This window comes from Mycobacterium sp., from assembly GCF_035640695.1.
Classification (GTDB): Bacteria; Actinomycetota; Actinomycetes; order Mycobacteriales; family Mycobacteriaceae; genus Mycobacterium.
Genome location: NZ_DASQVQ010000047.1, coordinates 37,452 through 62,774, shown reverse-complemented (window position 1 = coordinate 62,774; position 25,323 = coordinate 37,452). Strand labels below are relative to the sequence as shown.

Annotated in this window: 26 protein-coding genes, 1 tRNA gene and 2 pseudogenes; 12 read left to right on the top strand and 17 right to left on the bottom strand. The window is 67.3% G+C overall.

Going from position 1 to position 25,323, the window contains the following annotated elements:
- Positions 1 to 1,692: pseudogene (locus tag VE759_RS05655) on the top strand (fumarate reductase/succinate dehydrogenase flavoprotein subunit); the annotation flags it as partial.
- On the top strand, positions 1,689 to 2,444 hold the full coding sequence (locus VE759_RS05650; protein WP_324929037.1) for a succinate dehydrogenase/fumarate reductase iron-sulfur subunit: 756 nt from the start codon (positions 1,689 to 1,691) through the stop codon (positions 2,442 to 2,444). The pseudogene VE759_RS05655 and the gene VE759_RS05650, both read left to right, overlap by 4 nt.
- Here the strand turns inward: VE759_RS05650 and VE759_RS05645 are convergent.
- The 5 genes and pseudogenes from VE759_RS05645 to VE759_RS05625 form a co-directional block, all read right to left on the bottom strand.
- Positions 2,434 to 2,559: a hypothetical protein gene (locus VE759_RS05645; protein ID WP_324929035.1), complete on the bottom strand. Its 126-nt coding sequence runs from the start codon at positions 2,557 to 2,559 to the stop codon at positions 2,434 to 2,436. The genes VE759_RS05650 and VE759_RS05645 overlap by 11 nt on opposite strands.
- An 80-nt stretch (positions 2,560 to 2,639) precedes the next feature.
- A pseudogene (locus VE759_RS05640) lies at positions 2,640 to 3,033 on the bottom strand (YceI family protein); the annotation flags it as partial.
- Between the two features lie 203 nt (positions 3,034 to 3,236).
- Positions 3,237 to 4,178 carry a 1-acyl-sn-glycerol-3-phosphate acyltransferase gene (locus VE759_RS05635; RefSeq protein WP_324929033.1) on the bottom strand — a complete coding sequence of 314 codons (942 nt, stop codon included), beginning with the start codon at positions 4,176 to 4,178 and terminating at the stop codon, positions 3,237 to 3,239.
- Complete coding sequence (locus VE759_RS05630; protein ID WP_324929031.1) at positions 4,175 to 5,002, bottom strand: patatin-like phospholipase family protein; 828 nt, start codon at positions 5,000 to 5,002, stop codon at positions 4,175 to 4,177. The genes VE759_RS05635 and VE759_RS05630 overlap by 4 nt, the downstream gene beginning before the upstream one ends.
- A 202-nt stretch (positions 5,003 to 5,204) precedes the next feature.
- Positions 5,205 to 5,287 (bottom strand) — tRNA-Tyr (locus VE759_RS05625).
- Between the two features lie 79 nt (positions 5,288 to 5,366).
- On the opposite strand from VE759_RS05625, the gene VE759_RS05620 reads away from it, so the two are divergent.
- Genes VE759_RS05620 through VE759_RS05610 form a run of 3 tightly spaced genes read left to right on the top strand, consistent with a single transcriptional unit; the run spans position 5,367 to position 8,434 of the window.
- Entirely contained in the window at positions 5,367 to 5,858 is a 492-nt protein-coding gene (locus VE759_RS05620) for a YajQ family cyclic di-GMP-binding protein (protein WP_324929029.1), read from the top strand.
- 19 nt (positions 5,859 to 5,877) lie between these two features.
- Positions 5,878 to 7,371, top strand: a complete 1,494-nt coding sequence (locus VE759_RS05615; RefSeq protein ID WP_324929027.1) for an NAD(P)/FAD-dependent oxidoreductase — start codon at positions 5,878 to 5,880, stop codon at positions 7,369 to 7,371.
- Between the two features lie 31 nt (positions 7,372 to 7,402).
- A complete protein-coding gene (locus VE759_RS05610) occupies positions 7,403 to 8,434 on the top strand; it encodes an NAD(P)H-dependent glycerol-3-phosphate dehydrogenase (protein WP_324929025.1) in 1,032 nt (343 codons plus the stop codon).
- Here VE759_RS05610 and VE759_RS05605 read toward each other — a convergent pair.
- Positions 8,431 to 8,961 (bottom strand): hypothetical protein, encoded by a 531-nt coding sequence (locus VE759_RS05605; RefSeq protein WP_324929023.1) that lies wholly within the window; start codon positions 8,959 to 8,961, stop codon positions 8,431 to 8,433. The genes VE759_RS05610 and VE759_RS05605 overlap by 4 nt on opposite strands.
- 110 nt (positions 8,962 to 9,071) lie before the next feature.
- On the opposite strand from VE759_RS05605, the gene VE759_RS05600 reads away from it, so the two are divergent.
- The gene (locus VE759_RS05600) at positions 9,072 to 9,503 is read left to right on the top strand and encodes a PaaI family thioesterase (RefSeq protein WP_414687840.1); all 432 of its coding nucleotides are present in this window, start codon (positions 9,072 to 9,074) and stop codon (positions 9,501 to 9,503) included.
- On the opposite strand, the gene htpX is transcribed toward VE759_RS05600, so the two are convergent.
- A complete protein-coding gene (htpX, locus tag VE759_RS05595; protein ID WP_324929019.1) occupies positions 9,500 to 10,375 on the bottom strand; it encodes a zinc metalloprotease HtpX in 876 nt (291 codons plus the stop codon). The genes VE759_RS05600 and htpX overlap by 4 nt on opposite strands.
- Before the next feature lie 67 nt (positions 10,376 to 10,442).
- The gene (grcC1, locus tag VE759_RS05590) at positions 10,443 to 11,447 is read right to left on the bottom strand and encodes a nonaprenyl/(2E,6E)-farnesyl/geranylgeranyl diphosphat synthase (protein ID WP_324929017.1); all 1,005 of its coding nucleotides are present in this window, start codon (positions 11,445 to 11,447) and stop codon (positions 10,443 to 10,445) included.
- A gap of 12 nt (positions 11,448 to 11,459) precedes the next feature.
- Here grcC1 and menJ point away from each other — a divergent pair, with 12 nt between their 5' ends.
- Positions 11,460 to 12,698, top strand: coding sequence for a menaquinone reductase (menJ, locus tag VE759_RS05585; RefSeq protein ID WP_324929053.1), 1,239 nt, complete (start codon positions 11,460 to 11,462; stop codon positions 12,696 to 12,698).
- A gap of 106 nt (positions 12,699 to 12,804) precedes the next feature.
- Here the strand turns inward: menJ and VE759_RS05580 are convergent, their stop codons facing one another.
- Both VE759_RS05580 and VE759_RS05575 read right to left on the bottom strand, forming a co-directional pair.
- A complete protein-coding gene (locus VE759_RS05580; protein ID WP_324929015.1) occupies positions 12,805 to 13,497 on the bottom strand; it encodes a demethylmenaquinone methyltransferase in 693 nt (230 codons plus the stop codon).
- Between the two features lie 10 nt (positions 13,498 to 13,507).
- Entirely contained in the window at positions 13,508 to 14,644 is a 1,137-nt protein-coding gene (locus tag VE759_RS05575) for a glycosyltransferase family 1 protein (RefSeq protein ID WP_324929013.1), read from the bottom strand.
- Positions 14,645 to 14,858: 214 nt separating this feature from the next.
- On the opposite strand from VE759_RS05575, the gene VE759_RS05570 reads away from it, so the two are divergent.
- Both VE759_RS05570 and VE759_RS05565 read left to right on the top strand, forming a co-directional pair.
- The gene (locus VE759_RS05570; RefSeq protein WP_324929011.1) at positions 14,859 to 15,269 is read left to right on the top strand and encodes a hypothetical protein; all 411 of its coding nucleotides are present in this window, start codon (positions 14,859 to 14,861) and stop codon (positions 15,267 to 15,269) included.
- A 150-nt stretch (positions 15,270 to 15,419) separates the two neighbouring features.
- Entirely contained in the window at positions 15,420 to 16,172 is a 753-nt protein-coding gene (locus VE759_RS05565) for a cutinase family protein (protein ID WP_324929009.1), read from the top strand.
- 105 nt (positions 16,173 to 16,277) lie between these two features.
- Here VE759_RS05565 and VE759_RS05560 read toward each other — a convergent pair whose 3' ends face one another.
- Positions 16,278 to 16,550: a DUF3303 domain-containing protein gene (locus VE759_RS05560; protein WP_324929007.1), complete on the bottom strand. Its 273-nt coding sequence runs from the start codon at positions 16,548 to 16,550 to the stop codon at positions 16,278 to 16,280.
- Between the two features lie 361 nt (positions 16,551 to 16,911).
- Between VE759_RS05560 and VE759_RS05555 the strand changes: the two genes are divergently transcribed.
- Positions 16,912 to 17,586 carry a DsbA family protein gene (locus VE759_RS05555; RefSeq protein ID WP_324929005.1) on the top strand — a complete coding sequence of 225 codons (675 nt, stop codon included), beginning with the start codon at positions 16,912 to 16,914 and terminating at the stop codon, positions 17,584 to 17,586.
- On the opposite strand, the gene VE759_RS05550 is transcribed toward VE759_RS05555, so the two are convergent.
- The 5 genes from VE759_RS05550 to VE759_RS05530 form a co-directional block, all read right to left on the bottom strand.
- Positions 17,583 to 18,080: a DUF3592 domain-containing protein gene (locus tag VE759_RS05550; protein ID WP_324929003.1), complete on the bottom strand. Its 498-nt coding sequence runs from the start codon at positions 18,078 to 18,080 to the stop codon at positions 17,583 to 17,585. The two genes, VE759_RS05555 and VE759_RS05550, sit on opposite strands and share 4 nt — an antisense overlap.
- Positions 18,077 to 19,717 carry a 2-succinyl-5-enolpyruvyl-6-hydroxy-3-cyclohexene-1-carboxylic-acid synthase gene (menD, locus tag VE759_RS05545; protein WP_324929051.1) on the bottom strand — a complete coding sequence of 547 codons (1,641 nt, stop codon included), beginning with the start codon at positions 19,715 to 19,717 and terminating at the stop codon, positions 18,077 to 18,079. Before menD ends, VE759_RS05550 begins: the two co-directional genes overlap by 4 nt.
- 8 nt (positions 19,718 to 19,725) lie before the next feature.
- On the bottom strand, positions 19,726 to 20,463 hold the full coding sequence (locus tag VE759_RS05540; protein ID WP_324929001.1) for a DJ-1/PfpI family protein: 738 nt from the start codon (positions 20,461 to 20,463) through the stop codon (positions 19,726 to 19,728).
- A gap of 15 nt (positions 20,464 to 20,478) precedes the next feature.
- Complete coding sequence (locus VE759_RS05535; protein ID WP_324928999.1) at positions 20,479 to 21,429, bottom strand: GlxA family transcriptional regulator; 951 nt, start codon at positions 21,427 to 21,429, stop codon at positions 20,479 to 20,481.
- A 75-nt stretch (positions 21,430 to 21,504) separates the two neighbouring features.
- Positions 21,505 to 22,461, bottom strand: coding sequence for an o-succinylbenzoate synthase (locus VE759_RS05530; RefSeq protein WP_324928997.1), 957 nt, complete (start codon positions 22,459 to 22,461; stop codon positions 21,505 to 21,507).
- Between the two features lie 124 nt (positions 22,462 to 22,585).
- Between VE759_RS05530 and VE759_RS05525 the strand changes: the two genes are divergently transcribed.
- Together VE759_RS05525 and fadD8 are read left to right on the top strand one after the other, a co-directional pair.
- On the top strand, positions 22,586 to 23,014 hold the full coding sequence (locus VE759_RS05525; protein WP_324928995.1) for a YciI family protein: 429 nt from the start codon (positions 22,586 to 22,588) through the stop codon (positions 23,012 to 23,014).
- Positions 23,015 to 23,054: 40 nt separating this feature from the next.
- Positions 23,055 to 24,665: a fatty-acid--CoA ligase FadD8 gene (fadD8, locus tag VE759_RS05520; protein WP_324928993.1), complete on the top strand. Its 1,611-nt coding sequence runs from the start codon at positions 23,055 to 23,057 to the stop codon at positions 24,663 to 24,665.
- A gap of 27 nt (positions 24,666 to 24,692) precedes the next feature.
- Here the strand turns inward: fadD8 and VE759_RS05515 are convergent, their stop codons facing one another.
- Complete coding sequence (locus VE759_RS05515) at positions 24,693 to 25,313, bottom strand: nucleoside/nucleotide kinase family protein (RefSeq protein WP_324928991.1); 621 nt, start codon at positions 25,311 to 25,313, stop codon at positions 24,693 to 24,695.
- Positions 25,314 to 25,323: the final 10 nt, after the last annotated feature.

Genomic DNA, 25,323 nt, shown 5'->3' with positions numbered 1-25,323 from the left:
GGCGGCATCAACTCGCCGCGGGCGAAAAAGGTTGACAACGACAGCGTGTGGCGATTCGTCAAGGACACCGTCGAGGGTGGCGACTTCCGCTCCCGGGAGGCCGATTGCTTTCGGCTGGGCCAGGAAAGCATCCGGGTTATCGACCACATGAACGCCATCGGCGCCCCGTTCGCCCGCGAGTACGGCGGGCAACTGGCGACCCGATCCTTTGGCGGCGTGCAGGTCTCACGCACCTACTACACCCGCGGCCAGACCGGCCAGCAGCTCGAGATCGCGGCCACCCAGGCGCTGCACCGCCAGGTGGCACTGGGCACCGTTCGCATGCACACCCGCCACGAGATGCTGGATTTGATCGTGTCCGAGGGCGTGGCCCGCGGCGTGGTGGTGCGCGACCTGGTGACCGGGCAGATCCGCCCGGTCACCGGCCACGCCGTGGTGCTGGCCACCGGCGGCTACGGCAACGTGTACTACAAGGCGACGCTGGCGAAAATGTCCAACGCCACCGCGGCGTTTCGGGCGCATCGGCGCGGCGCGTACTTCGCCTCACCGTGTTTCATCCAGTTCCATCCCACGACCCTGCCGATCAGCTCACCGTGGCAGTCCAAGCGGATGCTGATGAGCGAGTCGCTGCGCAACGACGCCAGGATTTGGGTGCCCAAGACCAAGGGCGATGACCGGGCTCCGGCCGACATCCCCGACGACGAGCGCGACTACTTCCTGGAGCGCCGCTACCCAGCGTTCGGCAACCTCGTCCCGCGCGACGTCGCCTCGCGCGCCAACGCGCTGGCCATCCACGACGGTCACGGTGTCGGCCCCCTGCACAACGGCGTCTACCTGGACCTGCGCGACGCGATCGCCCGCCTCGGGGTGGCGGTGATCGACGAGCGCTACGGCAACCTGCTGGACATGTATGCCGAGATGACCGGCGAGGACCCGCGCAAGGTGCCCATGCGCATCGCCCCGGGCGCGCACTTTTCGATGGGCGGGCTGTGGACCGACTTCGACTCGATGTCGAATGTGGCGGGGTTGTTCGTCGGCGGCGAGGCTAGCTGGGCCTATCACTGAGCCAACCGGCTGGGCGCCAACTCACTGCTCTCGGCGTGTGTCGACGGCTGGTTCACCCTGCCGGTCTCGGTGCCGAACTACCTTGAATCCCTTTTGGGGACAGAACCTCTGGCCATCGATGATGCCGCGGTGACCACGACCGTCAACGAGTTGATGGTGGGCGTGCAACACCTGCTCGACATCGGTGGCAGCAAACCCGCCGAGTTCTTCCACCGCCAACTCGGCGATGTCCTTTATGACCAGTGCGGGGTGAACCGCTCCGGTGACGAACTCGCGTCCGCGATTGACAGCATCCGCAAACTGCGCAAGGAGTTCAATGACGACCTGCTCGTCACTGGTACCGGCGCGCAGCTCAACCAGGAACTCGAGAAAGCCGGTCGGGTGTCGGACTTCATCGATCTGGCCGAGCTGATGTGCATCGACGCACTGGACCGCGATGAGTCCTGCGGGGGCCACTTCCGCATCGAGCACCAGACCCCCGATGGTGAGGCGCAACGCGACGACGCGAACTTCGGCTTCGTGTCGGTATGGGAACGCCCCACCGAGCCGGGTCCATACATCCGTCACGACGAGCCGCTGCGCTTCACCGCGGTGCCACTGGAGACCAGGGACTACAAGACGAAATGAACATCACCCTCAAGATCTGGCGCCAACCCGGTAGCGACGCCGCCGGAAAGTTCGCGACCTATCAGGTGTCCGACGCCAAGCCGGAGATGACCGTATTGGAGCTGCTCGACCGGCTCAACGACACCCTGGTCGCCCACGGCGACGAGCCGGTGGCGTTCGAATCCGATTGCCGCGAAGGCATATGCGGCACCTGCGGCATCACCGTCGACGGGCGTCCGCACGGACCGGTGCCCAACACCACCACATGCAAACAGCATCTGCGCAGCTTCTCCGACGGTGCCACGGTGCGCCTGGAACCGTTCCGGTCCGCGGCCTACCCGGTCGTGCGCGACCTGGTCGTCGACCGCTCCGCACTCGACCGCGTCATTGAGGCGGGAGGCTTCGTATCCGTGGACGCCGGCACCGCGCCGGACGCCGACACTGTGCAGATCCCGCACCAGGTGGCCGAGGAGGCGCTGGACTTCGCGGCGTGCATCGGCTGCGGTGCGTGCGTGGCGGCCTGCCCCAATGGGGCGGGCAATTTGTTCATCGGCGCCAAACTCGCGCATCTGTCGCTGCTGCCGCACGGGCAGCAGGAACGCGAGCGTCGAGCCCAGTCGATGGGCGAGCAGGGCGAAGAAGAATTCGGGCATTGCGGACTCTTCGGCGAGTGCGCCCAGGTGTGCCCGGCCGGTATTCCGCTCGTCGCCGTTGCTGCCGTCAATCGGGAGCGCCTGCGCGCCTGGCGGCTGCGGCGCAAACCTACCGGTTGACGAGCTGCGCGCCACTTTGGGAGATGAGATCACCCACCGCCAGCTCGCCGAGGCGTAGCTGGCCCACGAGTGCGCCGGCCACTCCGGTGGCGTCGCCCCCGACGCACTTGACCACAACAACGCCTGTGTTTCGCGATGGGACGCTGGCGTCACACTCGTTGCCGTGCGTGAAACCAGCGTCACGGTGAAGGATTGTCACGCCTGCTTGAGGGCCTCGATCTCCAGGGTCACGGTCACCTTGTCGCCGACGACCGCCCCGCCGGTCTCCAGCGGCATGTCGATGTCAATGCCGAAATTTCTGCGTCTCAGCACGAACGACGCCTCGAAGCCGGCCACCTCACCATGGCCCATGCCGTGGTTGACGCCGTTGGACTCGAGATCCAGGCTGACCGGCTTGGTGACACCGTTGAGGGTGAACTCGGCGTCGAGCGCATAGTTGTCGCCGTTGGCCCGCACGCCGGTCGACCGGAACATGGCAGTGGGGTACTTTTTCGACCTTGAAGAAATCGGCAGACTCGATGTGGGCGTCGCGCTGCTCGTTGCCGGTGTTGAGCGAACCGACCGCGATCTCGGCGCTCAACGAAGCGGTACTGACCCCGACTGCCATCGGCCGCCCGTGTTGGAGTTCGGAGGCCAGCTCTGCACCGCGCAACTGCTGGGCGGCCGAGCTTGCCCTTGCGAAATCAACGGCGAGTCGGCCTGGATACCATTCTGACGGGCACCTGTTCCCGGACGCCCTCGACGCCTTTGCGCACGCATTAGGCAGATGCGGTCTTGCGAGCCGCCTGTGCTTCATGACGTTTCGGCGTGAGCGGCCACCCAGGCATCGACCTGCGTCCAGGTTCGTTCAAGCCACTGTCCGAACCGATTGGGTGGTGGGATATGGCTAGCGGGCACCACAACGGTGTGAACGAGCAGCTGCTGGTGGATAGGAAGCTGCCACCAAGGCCGATCGCGCCCGTCGGAACAAAAGCCGTTGTGCGCCAGCACTAGCACATTGCCGCTCGGTGCTCCGGCGACAGCGGCCGTGGCACCGCCACTGCGCGGGGGCAGCGTATGGGATTGCCGCAACGCGCGGCGGGCAGCACGGAAGCCGCCGGTCGAATGAAGTTCGCGAACCGCGTCGCGCCACCGTGGCCAGCTGAAATTGGCGCCCTCCGGGAACAGCAGCATCGCCTGGCCACCGGTCAGTGACTCGGCCAGGCCGCGGATCTGCCTGCGTGCGCGGTCGCCGCGGCTGAGGAAGCACAGGCACCCCATCGACCCGGCCAGATCCAGGACGGGCTCGCACTTCAGGACGGCTTTAAGCACCACCCGCAGTTGCAAGCGGTATTCGACTGCGATTAGCCAGGCCACGAGCACGCTGTCTCCCGGCCCACAGTGGCGGGCGAGCACGATCATCGGCTCATCACGCGAAATCGTTTCCGGCGCCGCCGAGGCAGAGTCGAGCACCACCTCCACGTCGAGGATCTTGCGCACAGCGGTGTAGGCCGAGGTGAGGAACTCCTGCATCAGCCGATCGCAGTCACGCTCACCGCAAACGACCTTGCCCAGTGTGCGAAGTTCGATGACCGCGTACGCCATCATCAACGCGACGGTGCGCGCGGGACGGCTCGACCGCGTCGCCAAACCCGCCACTACAGCGCCGGAGAACAGCAGCGGCCCCGCCAGCAGGACTAAAACCATCAACATGGTCACCAATGGCATGGTTAAAGCCCGACGCAGCACAGTCATCGCCGCGCCTTCAGGTATTCGCGGGTTGCCTCATAGGCCAATTGGGCGCGCTCCGCGACCCGGCGAGTGTCGCGGTAACGCAGATTTGACCACGTCGCCGCCGGCCGCTGCGGCAACCCAGTCGGAAGCACGTGAACCGTCACGCCTGAGGCCACTCGTTCCAGATCGCTCAAGAATCGATGCCGCCGTGAAATCTCGAAGGCGACGAACGCGACTTCCCACAAGAACCGCGGCGCAGCCAGGTCCTCCTCCAGTCGCCCAACGTGCAACACCCAGACGGTGTCGGCACCGCCTGCGACCGCCCTGTCCAGGGGGATGCTGTTCACTAGGCCACCGTCGAAGAAATGCTCATCTCCGATTTGGACCGGCGGAAAGACACCCGGCAGCGCGCATGAGGCAAGGACCGGCTCAATCAGCTCCCCGCTGGTGAACCAGTGCTCACGGGCAGTCTCGATGCTGGCCGCCACGCACTCGAACGGCACCGCCAGTTCCTCGAAGGTCTGCGCCGGCAACCGGTCCTGCAGCATCCGGCGCAGAGCACCATTGCCATGCAGCGCCGTCCTGCGGTGTACGAGGCCGGCAACTCGGCCGACTAGCGAACCGTCAAGCGTCCCGTTGTCGCCAAGCGTCTCCCAGATCGCCAAGAGCCGTTGCGCGCCTTCAGGGGTCGGATCGGCGGCTATGGCAGCGCCATTGATCGCACCGACCGATGTGCCGCACACCAAGTCCGGCCGCACACCGGCCTCCAGCAGTGCGCGCGCCATGCCGACCTCGGCGGCGCCCAGCACCCCACCACCGCCGAGCACGAACGAATGGCAGGTCATGGAAAACGTGTACCCACAAACCGCTCCCACCCGGCATGATGCCGTCGACGCGCGGCACCAACGCCACAAACTCGCCCTCGACCCCAGCGGCGACTAACAAACCCGCTGCGGCCACGCTCCAACCCCGAGATCTGCGCCAGGGTAGCGGGCGGGTCCGCGCCGACATAAGCAACGGTGCCCTCGGTGGTGGCAGGTCCAGCGGTGGCAGGTAGTGGATTCGAACCACTGTAGGCATACGCCGACGGATTTACAGTCCGCTCCCATTGGCCGCTCGGGCAACCTGCCTTGGTGCGACTAGCAGGGTACAACGAGGATGTACCCCGAGCCCACATCGTCAATATCGATGATAGGAGAAGTGACTGCAATGGCGGATTCATCGTTTGACGTCGTCAGCAAGGTCGATCGCCAGGAGGTCGACAACGCCTTGAACCAGGCCGCCAAGGAGCTGGCCACCCGCTTCGACTTCCGCGGCACCGACACCCGCATCGAGTGGTCCGGCGAGGAGGCCATCACCATCACCTCCTCCACCGAGGAGCGCGCGAAGGCGGCCATCGACGTCTTCAAGGAGAAGCTCATCCGCCGCGACATCTCGATGAAGGCCTTCGACGCCGGCGAGCCCACCGCGTCGGGCAAGACCTACAGGGTCAGCGGCACCATCAAGCAGGGCATCTCCAGCGAGAACGCCAAGAAGATCACCAAGCTCATCCGCGACGAGGGGCCCAAAGGCGTCAAGACGCAGATCCAGGGCGACGAGGTCCGCGTCTCGTCCAAGAAGAGGGACGACCTGCAGGCCGTCATCTCGATGCTCAAGAGCGCCGACCTCGACGTGGCGCTGCAGTTCGTCAACTACCGGTAGACGGCGTCACACTGTTGTGGTGACCGCCAGAGCTGCGCAGGAGACCGACTACTTCGACGTCATCATCATCGGCGCGGGCATCTCGGGGCTCGGCGCGGCCTACCGCATCGCCGAGCGCAACCCCGACCTCAGCTACACCATCCTCGAGCGACGCGGCGGGATCGGCGGAACCTGGGACCTGTTCCGCTACCCCGGCGTCCGGTCCGACAGCAGCATCTTCACGCTCAGCTTCCCGTACGAGCCGTGGACCCGACGCGAAGGCGTCGCCGACGGCGCCGACATCCGCGAATACCTGGCCGCGACCGCCCGCAAGTACGGCATCGACAAGCACATCCGCTTCGACAACCACGTTCGTTCGGCGGACTGGGATTCGTCGACCGACACCTGGACGCTGCGCGTCGAACACGACGGCGGCGCCAAGACGTACCGCACCCGGTTCGTCTTCTTCGGCAGCGGCTACTACAACTACGACGAGGGCTACACCCCGGACTTTCCCGGCATCGAGCGGTTCGGTGGCGAGGTGGTGCATCCGCAGCATTGGCCCGAAGAACTGGACTACGCCGGCAGGAAGGTCGTCGTCGTCGGCAGCGGCGCCACCGCCGTCTCGCTTATTCCGAAGCTGACCGAGCGGGCGTCGAAGGTCACGATGCTGCAGCGCACACCGACCTACATGATCTCCGCGTCCAAGTTCAGCACGCTTGCCGATACCCTCCGTAATGCGTTGCCGCCCAACCTGGCTCACGCGATCATCCGCTTCCGCAGCGTCCTGATCGAGTGGGTCGTCTGGTTCCTGGCGCGCACGGCACCCGGGTTGATGAAGCGGATGCTGCGCAAACAAGCGATCAATAACCTTCCCGCGGGCTACGACGTCGACGTCCACTTCAAGCCGCCGTACAACCCCTGGGACCAGCGGCTGTGTCTGATACCGGACGCGGACCTCTATCGAGCGATCAGCGACGGCCGCGTCGAGATGGTCACCGATCGGATCGATTATTTCGACGCCACCGGGATCGTGCTGAAATCCGGTCACCACCTGGACGCCGACATCGTCGTCACGGCCACTGGCCTGCAATTGCAGGCGCTTGGGGGCGTCACGCTCAATATCGACGGCGCCGAGATCAAGCCGCAGGACCGCTTCGTGTACAAGGCGCACATGCTCGAGGACGTCCCCAACCTGTTCTGGTGCCTCGGCTACACGAACGCGTCGTGGACATTGCGTGCCGACATGACCGCCCGCGCGACGGCAAAGCTACTGTCCTACATGGGGTCTCACGGCTACACGTCCGCCCACCCGCATCGCAACGGTGAGCCGATGCCGGAGAAGCCGGCGTGGGACATCCAGGCCGGCTATGTGCTGCGCAACCTGCACGCGTTGCCGAAGTCCGGCACCAAGCGGCCGTGGAACGTGCGGCAGAACTACTGGGCCGACGCGATCGACTATCGGTTCGACCGCATCACCGAGTCGATGGTCTTCAACACCAACGACCGACGGCGTTTTCTGAACTACGGGTGAATCGGTGGGATTGGCCAATAGTCTGTCCTGCATGACCGCTGACGCTGCCCGCCGGGAACCCCGCGTCGTCGTGTTCGGTGGAGGCTCGTGGGGCACCACCGTCGCGTCCATCTGCGCCCGCCGCGCCGAAACGCTGCAGTGGTGTCGCTCGGAGGAAACCGCCGAGGACATCAACAAGAACCACCGCAACACGAAGTATCTCGGCGATGAGATCGAGCTCTCCCCCACGCTGAACGCCACCACCGACTTCGACGAGGCCGCCGAGGTCGCCGACGTGGTGGTCATGGCGGTGCCGTCGCACGGCTACCGGGGCGTGCTCAACGATCTGAGCAAGGTGCTGCGGCCGTGGGTACCGTTCGTGTCCCTGGTCAAGGGCCTGGAACAGGGCACGAACCTGCGCATGTCGCAGATCATCGAGGAGATCATGCCGGGTCATCCGGCGGGGATTTTGGCGGGCCCGAACATCGCCCGCGAGGTGGCCCAGGGGTACGCGGCCGCCGCGACGCTGGCCATGCCCGACCACAATCTCGCCGAGCGGCTGGCGCAGCTGTTCCGGACCCAGCGGTTCCGCGTGTACACCACCGACGACGTGATCGGCGTTGAGATGGCCGGTGCGTTGAAAAACGTGTTCGCGATCGCGGTCGGCATGGGGTACTCGCTGGGCATCGGCGAGAACACCCGTGCGTTGGTGATCGCCCGCGCGCTGCGTGAGATGACGAAGCTCGGGGTGGCGATGGGCGGGCACCCCGAGACCTTCCCCGGTCTGGCAGGTCTGGGCGATTTGATCGTCACCTGCACCAGCCAGCGCAGCCGCAACCGCCACGTCGGCGAACAGCTGGGCGCCGGAAAGTCCATCGACGAGATCATCGAATCGATGAACCAGGTCGCCGAGGGCGTCAAGGCGTCCAAGGTGATCACGGAGCTCGCCGACCGCTACGGGATCAACATGCCGATCGCGCGTGAGGTCGACGCCGTGATCAACCATGGCTCCACGGTGGAACAGGCCTACCGCGGGCTAGCCGCCGAGACGCCCGGGCATGAGGTGCACGGGCCGGGTTTCTAGAACGGCCTGGTGCCCTGCGGCCGATCTATGAGCGGCGACGTCTCGCCGACGATGAAGCTGCCGCCCGGGCTGATCACAAACCCGGACTGGAACGCCGAGTTCATGCACGTCGTCGTTCCCCCACCGTCCGTCGCGCAGCTGATCGACCGGTAGCTCAGTCTGGTGTTCGGCGGCAGCGGCTTGACCGGTCCAGCGGCCGCGAACACCGGGGCGTCGGCGTTGGCGAAGCCCGGCGCACCGGTCGGCCCGCCGCTGACGATGTTGGCGCCGTTGGGAGCGCCGGGGATCGGCCCGCTGCAGCCGTAGTTGCCGTTGGCTTTTTGGATGACGCAGGTCAGCCCGTCCGGCGTGCCGAACCCGTACCAGGCGCCGTTCATGACCGTGAAGTCGGCGGGCGAGACGGGTGGATAGGCATTGACGTTCGGCGGCGGCGGTGGCGCGCCCGGGTCGGCCAACGCGGCGCCCGGGATCGCAAGCGTTGCCGCCCCCGCGGCACCGGCCAGGCCGATCAGTATTCCGCGCAACACGGCACACACCCTAGGGGACCGCGCTGAGACGCGCATCACGTACCGCGGAGGATCACATCCATAATAGACTGGTTGGTACAAAATTGGGCGACGAAAGGGCCCGCATGACCATCGTGCCGTCCGCGGACGAACTGACCGGCTTGGAGCTGCTGAAACGCGCGATCAACCTGCCGCCGTCCATTGGGTCACTGCTCGGTATGACGTTCGACGAGGTCGGGCACGGCCGCGTCGTGATGAGCCTGCACACCCGCCCGGAGTTCGCCAACCCGCTTGGCACACTGCACGGCGGCATCTGCGCCACGCTGCTCGACTCGGCCATGTCCAGCGCGGTGCACTCGACGCTCGAGGCCGGCGTCGGCTACGGCACGCTGGAATTGAAGGTGAACTACGTCCGCTCGGTGCCCGTCGACGGCGTCAAGCTCACCGCGACCGCGCACACCATTCACGTCGGCCGCACGACCGCCACCGCCGAAGGACGGGTCTATGACCCGGACGGCCGCCTCGTCGCGCACGGCAGCACCACCTGCATCATTCACCGCTAGAAGCCGTGGCCGCGGGCCATGGCCTCCAACCGGCGAATCCGGTCCTCGATCGGTGGGTGCGTCGAGAACAGCGACCCCATCCGCTCGCCGGACCGGAACGGGCTGGCGATCATTAGATGGGCCTCGCTGGCCAACTGAGGCTGCGGCGGCAACGGCGCGGCCTCCACGCCTCGGGAGATCTTCTGCAGCGCCGAGGCCAAAGCCAGGGGATCGCCCGTTAATTCCGCCCCCGACTGGTCGGCCTGGTACTCACGGGACCGTGACACCGCCAACCGCACGATCGTGGCCGCGATCGGACCCAGCAGCGCAATCAACAGCAGCGCAAAGGGATTCGCCCCACCTTCGCGGTTGCCGCCGAACCAGCTCATGATCACGGCCATGTTGGCCAGCCCGGAAATCACCGCCGCCATCGCGCCGGCGACACACGAGATCAGGATGTCGCGGTTGTAGACATGCGACAGCTCATGACCCAGCACGGCGCGCAACTCCCGCTCGTTCAGGATCGCCAGGATGCCCGTCGTGCAGCACACCGCCGCGTTGCGCGGGTTTCGCCCGGTGGCAAAGGCATTGGGGTTGGCGGTGTCGCTGATGTAGAGCCGCGGCATCGGCTGGTGCGCCGTCGTGGCCAGCTCGCGGACAATCCGGTACATCACCGGCTCTTGCAGCTCGCTGACCGGCTGCGCGTGCATCGCCCGCAGCGCCAGCGTGTCGCTCTTGAAGTACACGAAGACGTTCATGCCGACGGCGAACAACACCGACAGCCACAGAATCGACGGATTCCTGAACAGCGACCCGATGAACACGATCAGGGCCGACATCAGCCCCAGCAGCAGCACCGTCTTGACACCGTTGCGGTATGGCTGCCCGTGCATCAGTTTTCCTCCTACGAAAGCCTCGTCCGGAGGTTGAACGTTCGCGCCGGCCCGCAGGGTTCCACCGCTAGCCGTGCCGGTCGATCGTGTAGTCGACGAGCATCGCCAACGCCCGACGGCCCTCGCCGTCCGGCAACCCGGCCAGCTCCTCGCGGGCCGCCGCCGCGTACCACGCGACCGTCTCCTTGGCCTTCCGGATGCCCGACGACGCCCGCAGCAGGTCCAGCGCCTCGGCCACGTGCGCGTCGTCCATCGGTCCGGAGAGCAACTTGCCCAGCCGCTCGGCGTCGGCACCGGCCTCGCGCAGCGCATACAACACCGGCAGCGTGCGCACGCCCTCACGCAGGTCGGTGCCGGGCGTCTTGCCGGACTCGTCGGAGTCGCTGGCGATGTCGATGATGTCGTCGGAGATCTGAAAGGCGGTGCCGACGATCCCGCCGAGCCGGCTCAGCCGCTGCACGTCCCGCTCGGCCGCCCCGGAGAATTCCGCCCCGAACTGCCCCGACGCCGCGATGAGCGACCCCGTCTTCTCGTGCACAACGCGCAGGTAGTGCTCGACCGGGTCGATGCCATCGGCGGCGCCACGCGTCTCGCGCATCTGACCCGTCACCAGCTCGGCGAATGTCTCGGCGATCACCCGCACCGCGTGCGGGCCAAGCCGGGACACCAGCCGCGACGCGGTGGCGAACAGGTAGTCGCCGGCCAGGATCGCGATGTTGTTGCTCCACCGGGCGTTGGCGCTGGCCGCGCCGCGACGCACCTGCGCCTCGTCCATCACGTCGTCGTGGTACAGCGTCGCCAGATGCACCATCTCGATCACCGCGCCGGCGACGGTGACCTGCCATGCATCCGGATCGGGTCCCAGCTGCGCGGACAGCACCGTGAACAGCGGCCGGAAGCGTTTGCCGCCGGCGCGGAACAGGTGCAGGACCGCGTCGCGGATGATCTCGTCGCCCTGGGTCAGCTCGGTTTCCATCAGCTCTTCGATGCGAGCCAAACCGTCGCGCACGCTGGCGGCGAACGCCGCGTCCCCCAGGTCTACGCCCGCAACTACTGTCGCTGGTGTCCCCACCCGTCCAACATACTGGGAAGCGTGAACACCAGCGCAGATGTGGTCGTCGTCGGCGCCGGACCGGCCGGTTCGGCGGCCGCGGCGTGGGCGGCGCGTGCGGGCCGCGAGGTGCTGGTGGTCGACGCCGCCGACTTTCCCCGCGACAAGGCCTGCGGCGACGGGCTGACGCCGCGGGCGGTGGCCGAGTTGCGGCTGCTCGGTCTCGGCGACTGGCTCGACGAACGCATCAAGCACCGGGGGCTGCGGCTCACCGGGTTCGGCGGCGGCGTCGAGGTGGACTGGCCGGCCCCATCGTTTCCGGCGACCGGCAGCGCGGTGCCGCGCACCGAACTCGACGAACGCATCCGCCAGGTGGCCGCCGACGACGGCGCGTCGATGATGCTGCGTTCGAAAGTCGTTGACATCGAGCATGATTCGTCCGGTCGCGTGCGCTCGCTGGTGATGTCGCGGAATGGCGGGTTCAGGGAAGTGGGATGCCGTGAGCTGATCGTCGCCGATGGCGCGCGGTCGCCGCTGGGACGGACGCTGGGCCGGCGGTGGCATCAGCAGACGGTGTACGGGGTGGCGGTGCGCGGTTATTTGAAGTCGCCCCGCCACGACGAGCCGTGGCTGTCGACGAACCTTGAACTGCGCACCCGGGCCGGTCATTTGCTGCCGGGCTACGGCTGGATCTTCCCGCTCGGCGACGGCGAGGTGAACATCGGCGTCGGCGCGCTGGGCACCGAGAAACGGCCGGCCGACGTCGCGCTGCGCAAGCTGATCGCGCACTACACCGACATCCAGCGCGACGAGTGGGGGTTCGACGGGCCGCCGCGGGCGATCGCGTCCGCGTTGCTGCCGATGGGCGGCGCGGTGTCCGGCGTCGCCGGGCCGAACTGGATGCTGATCGGCGACGCCGCCGCGTGCGTGAACCCGCTGAACGGCGAGGGCATCGACTACGGGCTGGAAACGGGGCGGCTGGCCGTCGATTTGCTCGGCACCGGGGACCTGTCCAGGGCGTGGGCGTCGCTGTTGCAGCACCACTACGCGAAGGCGTTTTCGATCGCGCGGCGGCTCGGCTGGCTGCTGACGGTACCTTGGTTCCTGCCGACCGGAGGTCCGATCGCGATGCGGTCGATCAAGCTGATGGAGATCGCGGTGCGGGTGATGGGTAACTTCGTCACCGACGACGACGTCGACCTGATGGCATGGACCTGGCGGCGAGCCGGCGCGGCGTCGCGCTGGGCGGACCGGCGGCCGCCGTTTAGCTGATGGGCGGGCAGTGGCGAAACTGATCCGGGCGGTCGCCTGTGCCGGAGCTTGACGCGCACCAACAACTCGCCGCGCAATACCTGATGCTCACCGCCCAGTAGCTCGCTTAGACGACGCGGCGGGTGGCCGCGTGCAGCGCCACGATGCCGCCGGTCAGGTTGCGCCACCGGACGCCCGCCCAGCCGGCCTCCTCGATGCGGCGAGCCAGCGCGGCTTGATCCGGCCAGGCGCGAATCGATTCGGCGAGATACACGTACGCCTCCGGATTACTTGCGAAGGCCTGCGCGATCCGCGGCAGCGCCCGCATCAAATACTCCTTGTAGACGGTGCCGAACAGTCGATTGGTCGGCGTCGAGAACTCGCACACCACCAGACGCCCACCCGGTTTCGTCACCCGGGCCATCTCGCGCAGCGCCGCGTCCTGATCGGCGACGTTGCGCAACCCGAAGCTGATCGTCACCGCGTCGAACACCGCGTCCGCGAACGGCAGTCGGGTCGCGTCGCCGGCAACCTTCGGCACCTTGCGCCGCCGCCCCGCCCTCAGCATGCCCACGCTGAAGTCCGTTGCCACACACCAGGCGCCCGAGTCGACCAGCTGCTGCGTCGACACCGCCGTGCCGGCGGCGAGGTCGAGTACGGTGTGGCCCGGGCCGATGTCGAGCGCCTTGCGGGTGGCCCGGCGCCAGGCGCCGTCGCGGCCCAGCGACAGCACGGTGTTGGTGATGTCGTAGCGGCGTGCGACCGCGTCGAACATCGACGCGACCTGGCGTGGATCCTTGTCCAGCGTCGCCCGGCTCACGGAGCCGAACCTACGCCGTCAGGCTCCCCCGGGCCGCCGGGGTGCCCTGCACGGCGGCGTAGTGCCCGAGCAGCTCGTCGCAGATCGCCGGCCATGTGCGCTGCACCACGCTGCGCCGGGCGGCGTGCGAGTAGCGCGGCCTGGCCTGGACCAGATGCGTCACCGCACCCGGCAGCTGCGCTTCGAATTCGTCGACACTCAGCAGAAAGCCAGTGCGCCCGGGCTCGACGAGGTCGCGCGGTCCGCCGGCGTCGGGCGCGACGACGGGCAGGCCCGAGGCCAACGCCTCCTGCACCGCCTGGCAGAAGGTTTCGTGCTCGCCGGGGTGGACGAACACGTCCATGCTCGCATAGGCGGCGGCCAGTTCCGGGCCGTACAGCGCGCCGGTGAAAACCGCCGTGGGAATGAGCTTTTCGAGCTTAGCGCGGTCCACTCCGTCGCCCACGATGACGACTTGCACATCGTTGCCGTCGGCCAGCACCTTCAGCCGGTCAACGTGCTTCTCCGGCGCGAGCCGGCCGACGAATCCGACGATCGGCTTGGCGTCGGGTGACCACTGCCGGCGAAGGCGTTCATCGCGCGCCGACGGCGCGAACCCGGTGATGTCGACGCCGCGTGCCCACTTGTGCACCCGCGGAATCCGATGCGCGACAAGGTTCTCCACGGTCGCCGACGACGGCGCCAGCGTGCGGTCCGCGTGCCGGTGCAGATAGCGGAACCAGGCCCACGCCGCCCGGGTGGTGACGCCGATGCCGTAGCTCTCGGCGAAACCCGGAACGTCGGTCTGGTACACCGCGACCGTCGGGATGTCGAGGAACCGGGCGGCCTGCAGCCCGCCCCAACCCAACAGCGCCGGCGATGCCAAATGCACTACGTGCGGCGCGAATTCGCGAAATATGCGAAGCATTCTCGGGCGGGGCACGCCGAGCGGTAGCGAGGTGATCTTCGGGAACATCCGCGAGGGCATGCGGTACACCGGCACGCCGTCGTACTCACGATCGGCCGGCTGCTCGCCGCGCGGATTGTCCGGAGCGACAACGATGGCGTCGTGGCCGGTGCGGCGAAGATGCTCGAGCACCCGGACCACTGAGTTCGAGACGCCGTTGACGTTGGGCAGGAACGACTCTGCGACGATCGCGACTCGCACGTGACAAGGGTGACAGCTGCGACTGACCGAGAGGTTATGCACAGGGATACGGGACACGAAAAGCCGGTGCGAAAATCGGCGCAGAACAACGCGGCCGCTGACCGCGGCCGTTTATCCGAATTAGGAGTTATTAAAAAGTTACCGAAATTGCCAAAATCTGCGGTAGCGTTTCCCGCTAATTGGCCACCGGCACCACAGGAGAACCGACGAATCAATGGCTTTTCCGGCGAGCAATTTAGGCGTTGACAATTACCCGCTGCATCGGGTGCGACAACTCGATCCCGATTCCGCGGTGCGGCTGCGCCGCCTGCTCAGCAATGCGATAACCAGCATGTTGCGCACCGTTCTCGACCACAGCGACGCCGCCCGCGTTCAATGGCAAACCGCATCGCGGAAATACCGAGAGCGATGGGCGCAGGGCGAGCTGGACGCGGTCACGCCGGTGCTCTCGGATCTGCTGGCGTGGCTACGCCGAGCCGGCATCGACCCCGCCGGTCATCCCGACATCGTCGCGTTGTCCAATGATCCGGCCGTCAAGCGAATCCGCGGCCGCACCCACGCAGTCGAAAACGACAAGAGCCTGTTGGAGATGTTCCGACAGGTCGCGAGTGCCATCGCGCGCTGATGGCGCGCAGGGTGCGCCGCACGCCGCAGAGCGGGTCGCTGGTGCGGCCGCGGTGTCTGCTGGATGCGTTGGCGGGTCAGATCCAGTTTGGCGCCGGCCAGCGCGACGTCGATCGCGGTTTAGGAATCGCATGAGTGGGCACCCTGCGGCATGATCGCACGTCACATCCATCGTTTGCTTGCTCCTGCGGTAGTCGCGGCGTTGGGCGTCAGCGTTTCCGTTCTCGCGTCTGTAACCCCTTCCGCCGCCGCCGATCCGTGTCCGGACGTTCAGGTGGTGTTCGCCCGCGGCACCGACGACCCTCCTGGTGTCGGTCCGACCGGACAGGCATTCATCGACTCCCTGCGCGCGCGCGTTGTCGCAAAATCGCTCGACGTATATCCGGTCACCTACCCCGCTACCTATGACTGGACGAACGGGGGCAAGGAGGGCATCAGAGACGCGAGCGCGCACGTCGTTTCGATGGCGCACGACTGCCCCAACACCAAGATGGTGCTCGGCGGTTATTCCTCAGGCGCGGCCGTGATGGGCTTCGTCACCTCGGCTGAAGTACCGGCTGGGGTCGATCCGGCGAGCGTACCCAAACCGCTGGACCCCGAGGTGGCCAACCACGTCTCCTCGGTCGTGCTCTTCGCAATGCCAAATGACAAGACGATGAACTTTTTCGGCCAGCCGCCGGTCGTCATCGGGCCGCTCTATCAGGCCAAGACCATCAAGGTATGCGCTCCCGAGGACCCGATCTGTTCCGACGGGATGAATTTCGACACACATAAGTCGTACTGGACCAACGGCGCGGCAATTGATCAGGGCGCGGCCTTTGCGGCCAGTCGACTTGGCGGAGCTCCTGGCGCGCCGACGACCGGGGCCGGGTCTCCGTCTCCCGGGGGAAGCTTTGGCACTTAATCCCTGACGCAGGGCCTCGCGCCCGCGATCCGGGCACCGCGGATCACGGGCCAACGGCATGACGAAGATGACGGGGAGCGGTCCCCGCGACCGCTCCCCGTCCTCTCATCCGTACAACTTGGCCATGATCGCGCCTGCTTCGTCGTCTTCCAACACCGGCGTGGCGTCGATCTCGATCAGTTCCCGCCATTCAGACAGCATCTCGAACACGCCCTTCGGATCGGCCGCCTCCAAGACGGCGCAGCCCTTGCCGTTCATGCCGAACCACCGACCGAGTTGAGTCACACCATCCGGCGGTTTGGCGCCCGTTTTCAGAAAGCGCTCGGTTGCCGTCCGGAAGCTGCCCTGCGGCGCGGAAAACGTAACGAGATACTTCATACTTACCTCCTTGTTAGCTAAGGCGAGTTCGAATGCCGTGACAAGCAAACCGAGTATCCGCCACTGCCACCATCCCGTAGAGGCTATTGACGATGGAACTCGTTGGCTTGGCGACGATGCTTGATATTGCAAGAACCAGCACAGAAATCAACGCTGCGGTCAATAAATGCGGCAAAACGAGAAGTGTGGCACCGCGCTGGCTTGGGCCGCCGTTTCGGCGATCAGCTAACACCCGTATCGACGGTCACCGTCCAGGGGGCGTTGCTGGCGACGATATATTCGGGTCGCTTCGGGCCGGTTGGATGCCGCGCAATCGCCGCCCGTGAATCGATTCGGGCGGTACGGTTCCACCATGCGGTGGATGAACGTTGCCGCGGCGGTCTGGATCATGGTCGCCGCGGCCGCGTGTACGTCGACAACCGACGGCCGCGCGGTGGCGCCGTCCGGCGTGGATCTGAAGGCCGACGTGGTGATCGCCGAGGACGGGTATGGCGTGCAGCTGGGCAAGCCGTACGCGCCGGCGGCGATCGAGATCTTCACCGAGCCGCTTTGCTCGCATTGCGCGGATCTGCAGTTCTACTTCGGCGAGGAGATGCAGATGTACGTCGAGAGGGGCGATCTGGTCGTGACGTACCGGCCGCTGACCTTCCTCGACCCGTCACCGCGCGGCTACTCACACCAGGTCGCCAACGCCTGGTTCTTGGCCGCCGCCCCGGGCACCAAAACCAAGGCCAGCGCCATGCTGGGGTGGATCCAGGACCTGTACTGGCAGATGAATCCCAACGGCCCGAACATCGACGCGAAGGCGATCGCCAAGATCGCCAAGGACGACGCGCTGCCGTCCGAGGTCGCGGATCGCATCGCCGCCGGCGACAGGGGCGTCGACCTGGACGCCATGGCCAAGGCGAACACCAAGCGCCTCGAAGGCATCATTAATAGGAGCGCCCGCACGCCCACCGTCTACGACGTCAACGCCAAACAGGTCATCGACGTCGGCAACGACAACTGGGTAAAGAACCTGGTGCAGGGCGGCTAGCCGGCCCCGCCGAACCAGCGCTTCTCGGCGAATGCCAGCCCGACCAACAGACCCGCGGCCACCAGCCAGCCCACCACCGCGATCGAACCGGCCGGGACGATCGCCAGCGAGGCATTGCGGTGCTGCACCCGCACCAGGTCGGGGTCGTTCTTGTCGTACTCGACGTAGATGCGCATGCCGGTGTCCAGCTCCGAGGGGTAAAGCACGCCGAGCTCGGGCCGGTAGGTCACTCGATCGGGCGTGACGAATTCGATCGTCGCTCGGCGCGGGCCCGCGCTGAGCACCTCGGCCGCCGCCACGCCCATGTGCCGTTCGATCTGCCGGTCATTGCGCCAGGCCCCGGCGACGAGCAACACCGACTGCAGCGTCACCAGACCGGCCACGACCAGCAGGCCAATCCTGGCCCGGCGGAAGATTATTCGGGAACGCGTCTCGGGCATGTCGGGCTTGCGCAGGGGCAGCACCATGCTGCAGACGCCGACGGGCAATCTCATATCGCGGCCTTGATCGACGCGTGCAGCCGCCGCAGCGTCGACCGGTCGGCCTTCACCTCGAACACCCGCACTCCGCCGGCCGGCGTGTCCAGCGCGTCGGCCAGCTGGTCGGCCTCGACCTGACGGGACTCGACGTGATAGGCCCGGCACAGCGCCCCGACGTCAATGTCGTGCGGTGTACCGAAGATTCGCGATGACACGTCGGAGAACCGTGGATCACCCTGCTCCAGCAGCTCGAAGATGCCGCCGCCGTTGTCGTTGGACACCACAATCGAAAGGTGGTGCGGCACAGGCTCCGTCGGCCCGATCAACAGACCCGACGCGTCGTGCACGAAGGTCAGGTCGCCGATCAGCGCGATGGTGCGCCCGCCCCACCGGTCGTGCGCGAGCGCGGCGCCGATCGCCGTCGACACCGTGCCGTCGATGCCCGCCACGCCGCGGTTCGACCGCACCGTGACGCCTTTCGTGTTCAGGCTCACCAGCGCGGCGTCGCGCACCGGGTTCGACGCGCCCAGCACCAGCTGGTCACCCTCGCGCAGCGCATCGGCGACCCGCGCAGCGACGTGCAGTCCGGTCGTCAGCGGCCAGGACGCCAGCTGATCGCGCACCGCCTTGACCACGTGCCGGTTCAGCTCGTCGCAGCGGCGCAGCCAGCCCTCGCTCGGTTCACCCGAGGTGACCGCGCGCGTGCCGGTGGCCTGCGAATTGCCCGACACGTCGGGCCAGCGGGGGCCGGTCGTCAACGCAAACACCGGCACCGCCGGGTCGGCCAGCAGCGCCTCGACTGTCCGGTGCAGCGTCGGCCGGCCGAGCATGATCACCTGCTGCGGGTGCAGCAGCGGCAGCGCCAGCGGGTGCAGTGGGTTGCGCGCGGACGGGGCCGTCGGCTCGGCGACCGTCGGCAGCATCGCCAGGTTCGGGTGCACGCCCGCGCCGTGACCGGCGATCACGACGGTGTCGTGTCCCACGTCGATATCCAGCGGCTGGTCGAAGGTGACCGCCGGCGTGTGGGTCCACGCCAAGCCGCTTGGCCGTCCGGGCGGCGCCTCACCGGCGTGTGCGTCCGGCTCGGGATCTGGCACCAGCGGTTCGCGCAGCGGAATGTCGAACTGCACCGGGCCGGCGTTGGCGCTGCGAGAACCCTTGGCCGCCACCAATACTCGACAGACCGCCGAGCGCCACCGGGCATTCTGCTCGGGCAGCCGATCGCCGGCTTCTTCGGCCAGGCCGAGGCTGATCGCGGCGCGCAACTGGGTGCCGAAGTATCCGAATTGCTCCATCGTCTGGTTCGCGCCGGTGCCGAGCAGCTCGTAGGGCCGGTTGGCCGACAGCACGATCAGCGGCACTCGCGCGTAGTTCGCCTCCACCACCGCAGGCCCGAGATTGGCCACGGCGGTGCCCGACGTCATCGCCACCGGGACCGGCGCGCCGCTGCCCACCGCCAGACCCACGGCGAGGAAACCCGCCGTGCGCTCGTCGATGCGGACGTGCAACCGCAGGCGGCCGGCATGATCGGCATCGCGCAACGCGAACGCCAGCGGCGCATTGCGCGAGCCCGGGCACAACACGACGTCGCGCACGCCACCGCGGATCAGCTCGTCGACGACGACTCGCGCCTGCACAGTCGATGGGTTCACCATTGGTACTAGCGTGTCACAGGTCGTGCGCGGTAGCGCCGGGACCTGGCGCGCTCGAGCGCGTGATCCCACAGCAGCATCGCGGTGGCCTTGATCTGCGTCGGGTTGACCAAGCCCTTGCCGAGCAACGCGGTTGCGGCGGCCTTGGTGCTCGCCGACGCCTTGGACATGTGGCCGGAGTCGAACGGCGGCTGCGGGTCGTATTCGATGGCCAACTGGATGGCCTTGGCGCGAGGCTCGCCGACAATCTGGCCGGCGAGCCACATCGCGAGGTCGATGCCCGCCGACACCCCCGCACTGGTGATGATGTCGCCTTCTTGGACGATCCGCTCGTCGCCGACGGGCACGGCGCCGAGAGCCTTCAACGCGCTGAGCGCGAGCCAATGCGACGCCGCGCGCCGGCCGGTGAGCAGGCCGGCGGCGGCCAGGATGACCGAACCCGAACACACCGACGTCGTCCAGGTCGCGTTGTGATGGGCCTGCCGGAGCCAGTCGAGCAGTTTCTGGTCGCGGGCGTGCTCCATCGTCGTCACCCCACCGGGCACCAAAATAATGTCGGGCGAAGGAGTTTCGTCGAACGAATGCGTGGCGCCGACGACCAGCACACCGGAGTCGGCGGTGATCGGTCCCGGTTCGTGCCAGAGGAAACGCAGTTCGGCGTCGGGCAGGAAATGCAACACCTCATAGGGGCCGATCATGTCCAGCGCGGTGAAGCCCGGGTAAGTGACAATCGCGATCTGGGTCATCGTTTTTCTCCTTTGTCAGGCGAAGGTCTTGCGGTAGTGATCGGGGGAAACGCCCATGCGCCGAATGAAGTTGCGGCGCATGGTTTCCGCGGTTCCGAAGCCGCATCGCGCCGCGATCGAGACGACGGTGTCGTCGGTCTCCTCGAGTTGCCGGCGCGCGGCCTCGGTGCGCACCCGCTCGACGTACTGGCCGGGCGCCTCGCCGACCTCAACGGTGAACACGCGGGTGAAGTGACGCGGGCTCATCGCGGCACGCCGGGCGAGTTCTGCGATGCTATGCGCGCCACCGGGTTCCGCCTCGATGACCGCCTGCACCGCACGGATCGGTTCGCGGCGCGCCCGCGGCATCCACACCGGGGCTGCGAATTGCGTTTGCCCGCCGGGGCGGCGCAGGTACAGCACCAGCCAGCGCGCCACCGTCTGCGCGACCTCGGTGCCGTGGTCGTCTTCGACCAGCGACAGTGCGAGGTCGATGCCCGCGGTGACGCCCGCGGCCGTCCATACGGTGTCCGAGCTGCGCAGGAAGATCGGCTCGGGGTCGACGGTGACGTCGGGGAATTCGCGTGCCAGCCGGTTGGCGAAGGCCCAGTGGGTGGTGGCGCGGCGGCCGTTCAGCAGCCCCGCCTGGGCGGCCAGGAACGCGCCGGTGCAGACGCTGACGATGCGGCGAGCATGGTCGGCGACGGCCCGGATCCAGTCCACTATGTCGGTTCGTTGGCGGGCCGCATCAACACCCGCGCCGCCGGGCAGCACGACGGTGTCGACCGGGCCGCGCGGATCGGGCAGCTCTGTCGTCAGTAAGCCGAGGCCGGTCGCCGTGATCGCGGGTTCGCCGTCTCGAGACGCCACAGCCACGTGGTAGGCGCCGTCGACCAGCAGCGACGCGAGGGTGAACACCTCGTACGGGCCGATCACGTCGAGCGCCTGAATGCCCGGAAAGGCCAAGATCACCACGTTTCGTGTCACGGCTGCCAGTGTTCGCCGGTTACGCGATGGCGTCTACGCCAGGTATCCCACCAATTAGGACATGGTGTTGGGTGATCACAGCGCCCGATAGCAGGCTTTGACTCGCTCGATCCACCACTGCCGGCGCCCGGGCGGCGCCGCCAGCGCCCGCAGCCGCACGGGGTCGGGTGTCACCGGCCCGGCCGGCAGGTACCCGTCGATGGGCGTCATGGCCTCGGCCACGTCGTCGATGAACAGCGCGCCGGTGCCGAGGCCGCAGGCGTGGTCAAGACGCGGCAGCGCGGCGGCGGCCCGCAGCCCGGCCCCGATGCCGACCGCCGAGTCCAGCGCGCTGGACACCACCACGGGTACGTCGATCTGCCTCGCGATCGCCAACAACGCCGCGACGCCGCCTAACGGCGCAACCTTGAGCACCGCGATGTCCGCGGCGCCGGCGCGCACCACGCGCAACGGATCGCCGGCCTTGCGGATGCTCTCGTCGGCGGCGATCGGGACGGCGACCCGGCGTCGGACCTCGGCGAGTTCTTCGACGGTCTGGCACGGCTGCTCGATGTATTCGAGCGGACCCAACGCGTTGGCTGCGGCCACCGCCTCGTCGACGGTCCACCCGCCGTTGGCGTCGACGCGCACCGTCGGGATCAACGCGCGGACCACTTCCACGCGGTCGACATCTTCGGCCAGTGTCTGCCCCGCTTCGGCGACCTTCACCTTGGCCGTCCGTGCGCCGGGAAACCGGGCCAGCACCTGGGGTACCTCCAACGCCGGTATGGCCGGCACCGTCGCATTGATCGGGATGCGGTCGCGGCGCGGCGGGGGTGGTTCGGCGTAGGCGGCCTCGATCGCCGATGCCAGCCATGCGGCGGCCTCGGGCGGCTGATAGTCAAGGAAAGCACCGAACTCGCCCCAGCCGGTGGGCCCGTCGATCAGCGCCACCTCACGGGTCATGATGCCGCGGAAGCGCAACCGCATCGGCAGCGCGACGACGTGCAGCCGGTCCAGCAGATCGGCGAGGTCGGGCGGCCGCGGCGACACGTTGTCATGCTCGCAGATAATTCTTCGAAGAAATTTCGGGGCCGATGTCGATTCGGGGGCGGTGCGGATCGACGTGTAGGCGAGGGCACGATGGACGGGCCCCAGCACAGAAGGAGACACGATAATGACGCGTTACATGCTGATCATGCGGTCGACCCCGGAGGCCGAAAAGGCCATGGAGAACGTCGACTTCAACGAGATCATCGCCGCGATGGGCCGCTATAACGAGGAGCTGATCAAGGCCGGGGTGATGCTGGCGGGCGAGGGTCTGTCGGGCCCGGAGGACGGGTTCGTTGTTGACTTCGACTCCGACCCGCCGGTCGTCACCGACGGCCCGTACGCCGAGGCCAAGGAGCTGTTCAACGGTTTCTGGATCCTCGAGGTGTCGTCGAAGGAAGAGGCCAAGCAGTGGGCGCAGAAATGCCCGCTCGGGCCCGGCGTCAAGCTCGAGGTGCGCCGCGTCAGCGAGACCGAGGACTTCCCGCAGGACAACGAGTGGGTGCAGAAGGAGTTGCAGTGGCGAAAGCAGTTTGATCCGCGCTACAACCGGTGAGCTTGCGGATGCGGCTGTAACACGTTCTAGTCTTGGCCACATGACTCAGGTTGTTGGCGATCTGCTGCGCCATCCCGTCCACTCGGGTCACCTGCTGGCCGGGGCCCTCAAGCGCCACCGCGACAAGCCGCTGCTGTTCCTTGGCGACACCACGCTGACCGGCGGCCAGCTGGCCGACCGCATCAGCCAGTACATTCAGGCGTTCGAGGCGCTCGGCGCGGGCACCGGAGCGGCGGTCGGGCTGCTGTCGCTGAACCGTCCCGAGGTGCTGATGATCGTCGGCGCCGGGCAGACCCAGGGCTACCGGCGCACCGCACTACACCCTCTGGGTTCGCTGGACGATCACGCCTACGTGCTGTCCGACGCGGGTGTCACGTCGCTGATCATCGACCCGAACCCGATGTTCACCGAACGCGCGCTCGGGCTGCTGGACCGGGTCGACTCGCTCCGGCAGATTCTGACGATCGGGCCGGTGCCCGACGCGCTGTCGGACGTCGGCGTCGACCTGAGCGCCGAGGCAGCCAAGTACGCGTCCCGGCCGCTGGTGGCCGCGGAACTGCCGCCCGACCACATCGTCGGGCTGACCTACACGGGCGGGACGACCGGAAAACCCAAGGGTGTGGTCATGACCGCCGGCACCACGATGACGATGACGTCGATTCAGCTGTCGGAGTGGGAGTGGCCGGAGAACCCGCGGTTCCTGATGATCACCCCGCTTTCGCATGCCGGGGCGGCGTTCTTCATGCCGACGGTGATCAAGGGCGGCGAGATGATCGTGCTGTCGAAATTCGACCCGGGCGAGGTGCTGCGGGTCATCGAGGAGAGGCGCATCACGTCGACGATGGTGGTGCCGTCGATGCTGTATGCGCTTATGGATCACCCCGACTCGCGCACCCGCGACCTGTCGTCGCTGGAGACGGTGTACTACGGCGCCTCGGCGATCAACCCGGTGCGGCTGAAGGAGGCGATCGACCGGTTCGGGCCGATCTTCGCGCAGTACTACGGCCAGTCCGAGGCGCCGATGGTGATCACCTACCTGGCCAAGGGCGACCACGACGAGAAGCGGTTGACGTCGTGCGGGCGCCCGACGTTGTTCGCGCGCACCGCGCTGCTGGGTGAGGACGGCAAGCCGGTGCCGCGGGGCGAAGTCGGCGAAATCTGTGTCAGCGGACCGCTATTGGCCGCCGGCTACTGGAATCTGCCGGAACCGACCAGCGAGACGTTCCGCGACGGCTGGTTGCACACCGGCGATTTGGCGCGCGAGGACGAGGACGGGTTCTGGTTCATCGTGGACCGGGTCAAGGACATGATCGTCACCGGCGGGTTCAACGTGTTCCCGCGTGAGGTCGAGGACGTCGTCGCCCAGCATCCGGCCGTCGCGCAGGTGTGCGTGATCGGTGCGCCGGACGAGAAGTGGGGTGAGGCGGTGACGGCCGTCGTCGTGTTGCGTGCGGACGCGCCACGCGACGAGCAGGCACTGGCGACGATGACGGCCGAGATCCAGGCAACGGTCAAGGACCGCAAGGGATCCGTGCAGTCGCCGAAGCAGGTCGTGGTGGTCGACTCGCTGCCGTTGACCGGATTGGGCAAGCCGGACAAGAAGACGGTGCGGGCTCGGTTTTGGGAGGGTGCCGCCCGCGCGGTGGGCTAGCGGCGTTCGGGCGGCGGGTTTCGGGGATTACTGCTTGTGCCCACCTTCGAGCGACAAGACCACGTCGGCCTTGTGCCGAACGCGTTCGATTCGTTGGGCATTCGGCTCGTCGACGGTGTTGACCCACGCCTCGGCCTGCCGCGGTGACTTGCCGAATTGCTCGTGCCGGGCGACGAGTCGGCGCTGCCGAACCTCGTGCGGGGTGTCAATGAACCACACCTGCGAGAGCAGATTTCGTACCGACGGCCAGGGCTGCTCGTCGTCGAGGAGGTAGTTGCCTTCGGTGACGACCAACCGTGTTTCCGGCGCCACCGCGATGCTGCCGGCGACGGGCTGTTCGATGTTCCGGTCGAAGGCCGGCGCGTAGATGATGTGTTGCGGCTCGGCCCGAATGCGTCGCAGCAGCGCCAGATAACCGTGGCCGTCAAAGGTGTCGATCGCGCCCTTTCGCTGCAGTCGCCCGAGCCGACTCAGCTCGGCGTCGGCCAGGTGGAACCCGTCCATCGGTAGGTGCACGGCCGGCACATCGGCGGCGGCGACGACGGACTGCGCCAGCGCGGTCTTACCCGCACCCGGTGGCCCGGTGATCCCCAGGATGACGCGGCGGTGGCGGCGGAGCAGCGTCTCGACGCGGTCACTCGTATTCATCACATCCGGG

Bases quoted from the DNA above. Each gene is read 5' to 3' on its own strand.
- VE759_RS05650 (WP_324929037.1), top strand. From the start codon at position 1,689: ATGAACATCACCCTCAAGATCTGGCGCCAACCCGGTAGCGACGCCGCC.
- VE759_RS05635 (WP_324929033.1), bottom strand. From the start codon at position 4,178: ATGACTGTGCTGCGTCGGGCTTTAACCATGCCATTGGTGACCATGTTG.
- VE759_RS05630 (WP_324929031.1), bottom strand. From the start codon at position 5,002: ATGACCTGCCATTCGTTCGTGCTCGGCGGTGGTGGGGTGCTGGGCGCC.
- VE759_RS05620 (WP_324929029.1), top strand. From the start codon at position 5,367: ATGGCGGATTCATCGTTTGACGTCGTCAGCAAGGTCGATCGCCAGGAG.
- VE759_RS05610 (WP_324929025.1), top strand. From the start codon at position 7,403: ATGACCGCTGACGCTGCCCGCCGGGAACCCCGCGTCGTCGTGTTCGGT.
- htpX (WP_324929019.1), bottom strand. From the start codon at position 10,375: ATGCACGGGCAGCCATACCGCAACGGTGTCAAGACGGTGCTGCTGCTG.
- VE759_RS05570 (WP_324929011.1), top strand. From the start codon at position 14,859: ATGGCTTTTCCGGCGAGCAATTTAGGCGTTGACAATTACCCGCTGCAT.
- VE759_RS05565 (WP_324929009.1), top strand. From the start codon at position 15,420: ATGATCGCACGTCACATCCATCGTTTGCTTGCTCCTGCGGTAGTCGCG.
- VE759_RS05560 (WP_324929007.1), bottom strand. From the start codon at position 16,550: ATGAAGTATCTCGTTACGTTTTCCGCGCCGCAGGGCAGCTTCCGGACG.
- VE759_RS05555 (WP_324929005.1), top strand. From the start codon at position 16,912: ATGAACGTTGCCGCGGCGGTCTGGATCATGGTCGCCGCGGCCGCGTGT.
- VE759_RS05550 (WP_324929003.1), bottom strand. From the start codon at position 18,080: ATGAGATTGCCCGTCGGCGTCTGCAGCATGGTGCTGCCCCTGCGCAAG.
- VE759_RS05540 (WP_324929001.1), bottom strand. From the start codon at position 20,463: ATGACCCAGATCGCGATTGTCACTTACCCGGGCTTCACCGCGCTGGAC.
- VE759_RS05525 (WP_324928995.1), top strand. From the start codon at position 22,586: ATGACGCGTTACATGCTGATCATGCGGTCGACCCCGGAGGCCGAAAAG.
- fadD8 (WP_324928993.1), top strand. From the start codon at position 23,055: ATGACTCAGGTTGTTGGCGATCTGCTGCGCCATCCCGTCCACTCGGGT.
- VE759_RS05515 (WP_324928991.1), bottom strand. From the start codon at position 25,313: ATGAATACGAGTGACCGCGTCGAGACGCTGCTCCGCCGCCACCGCCGC.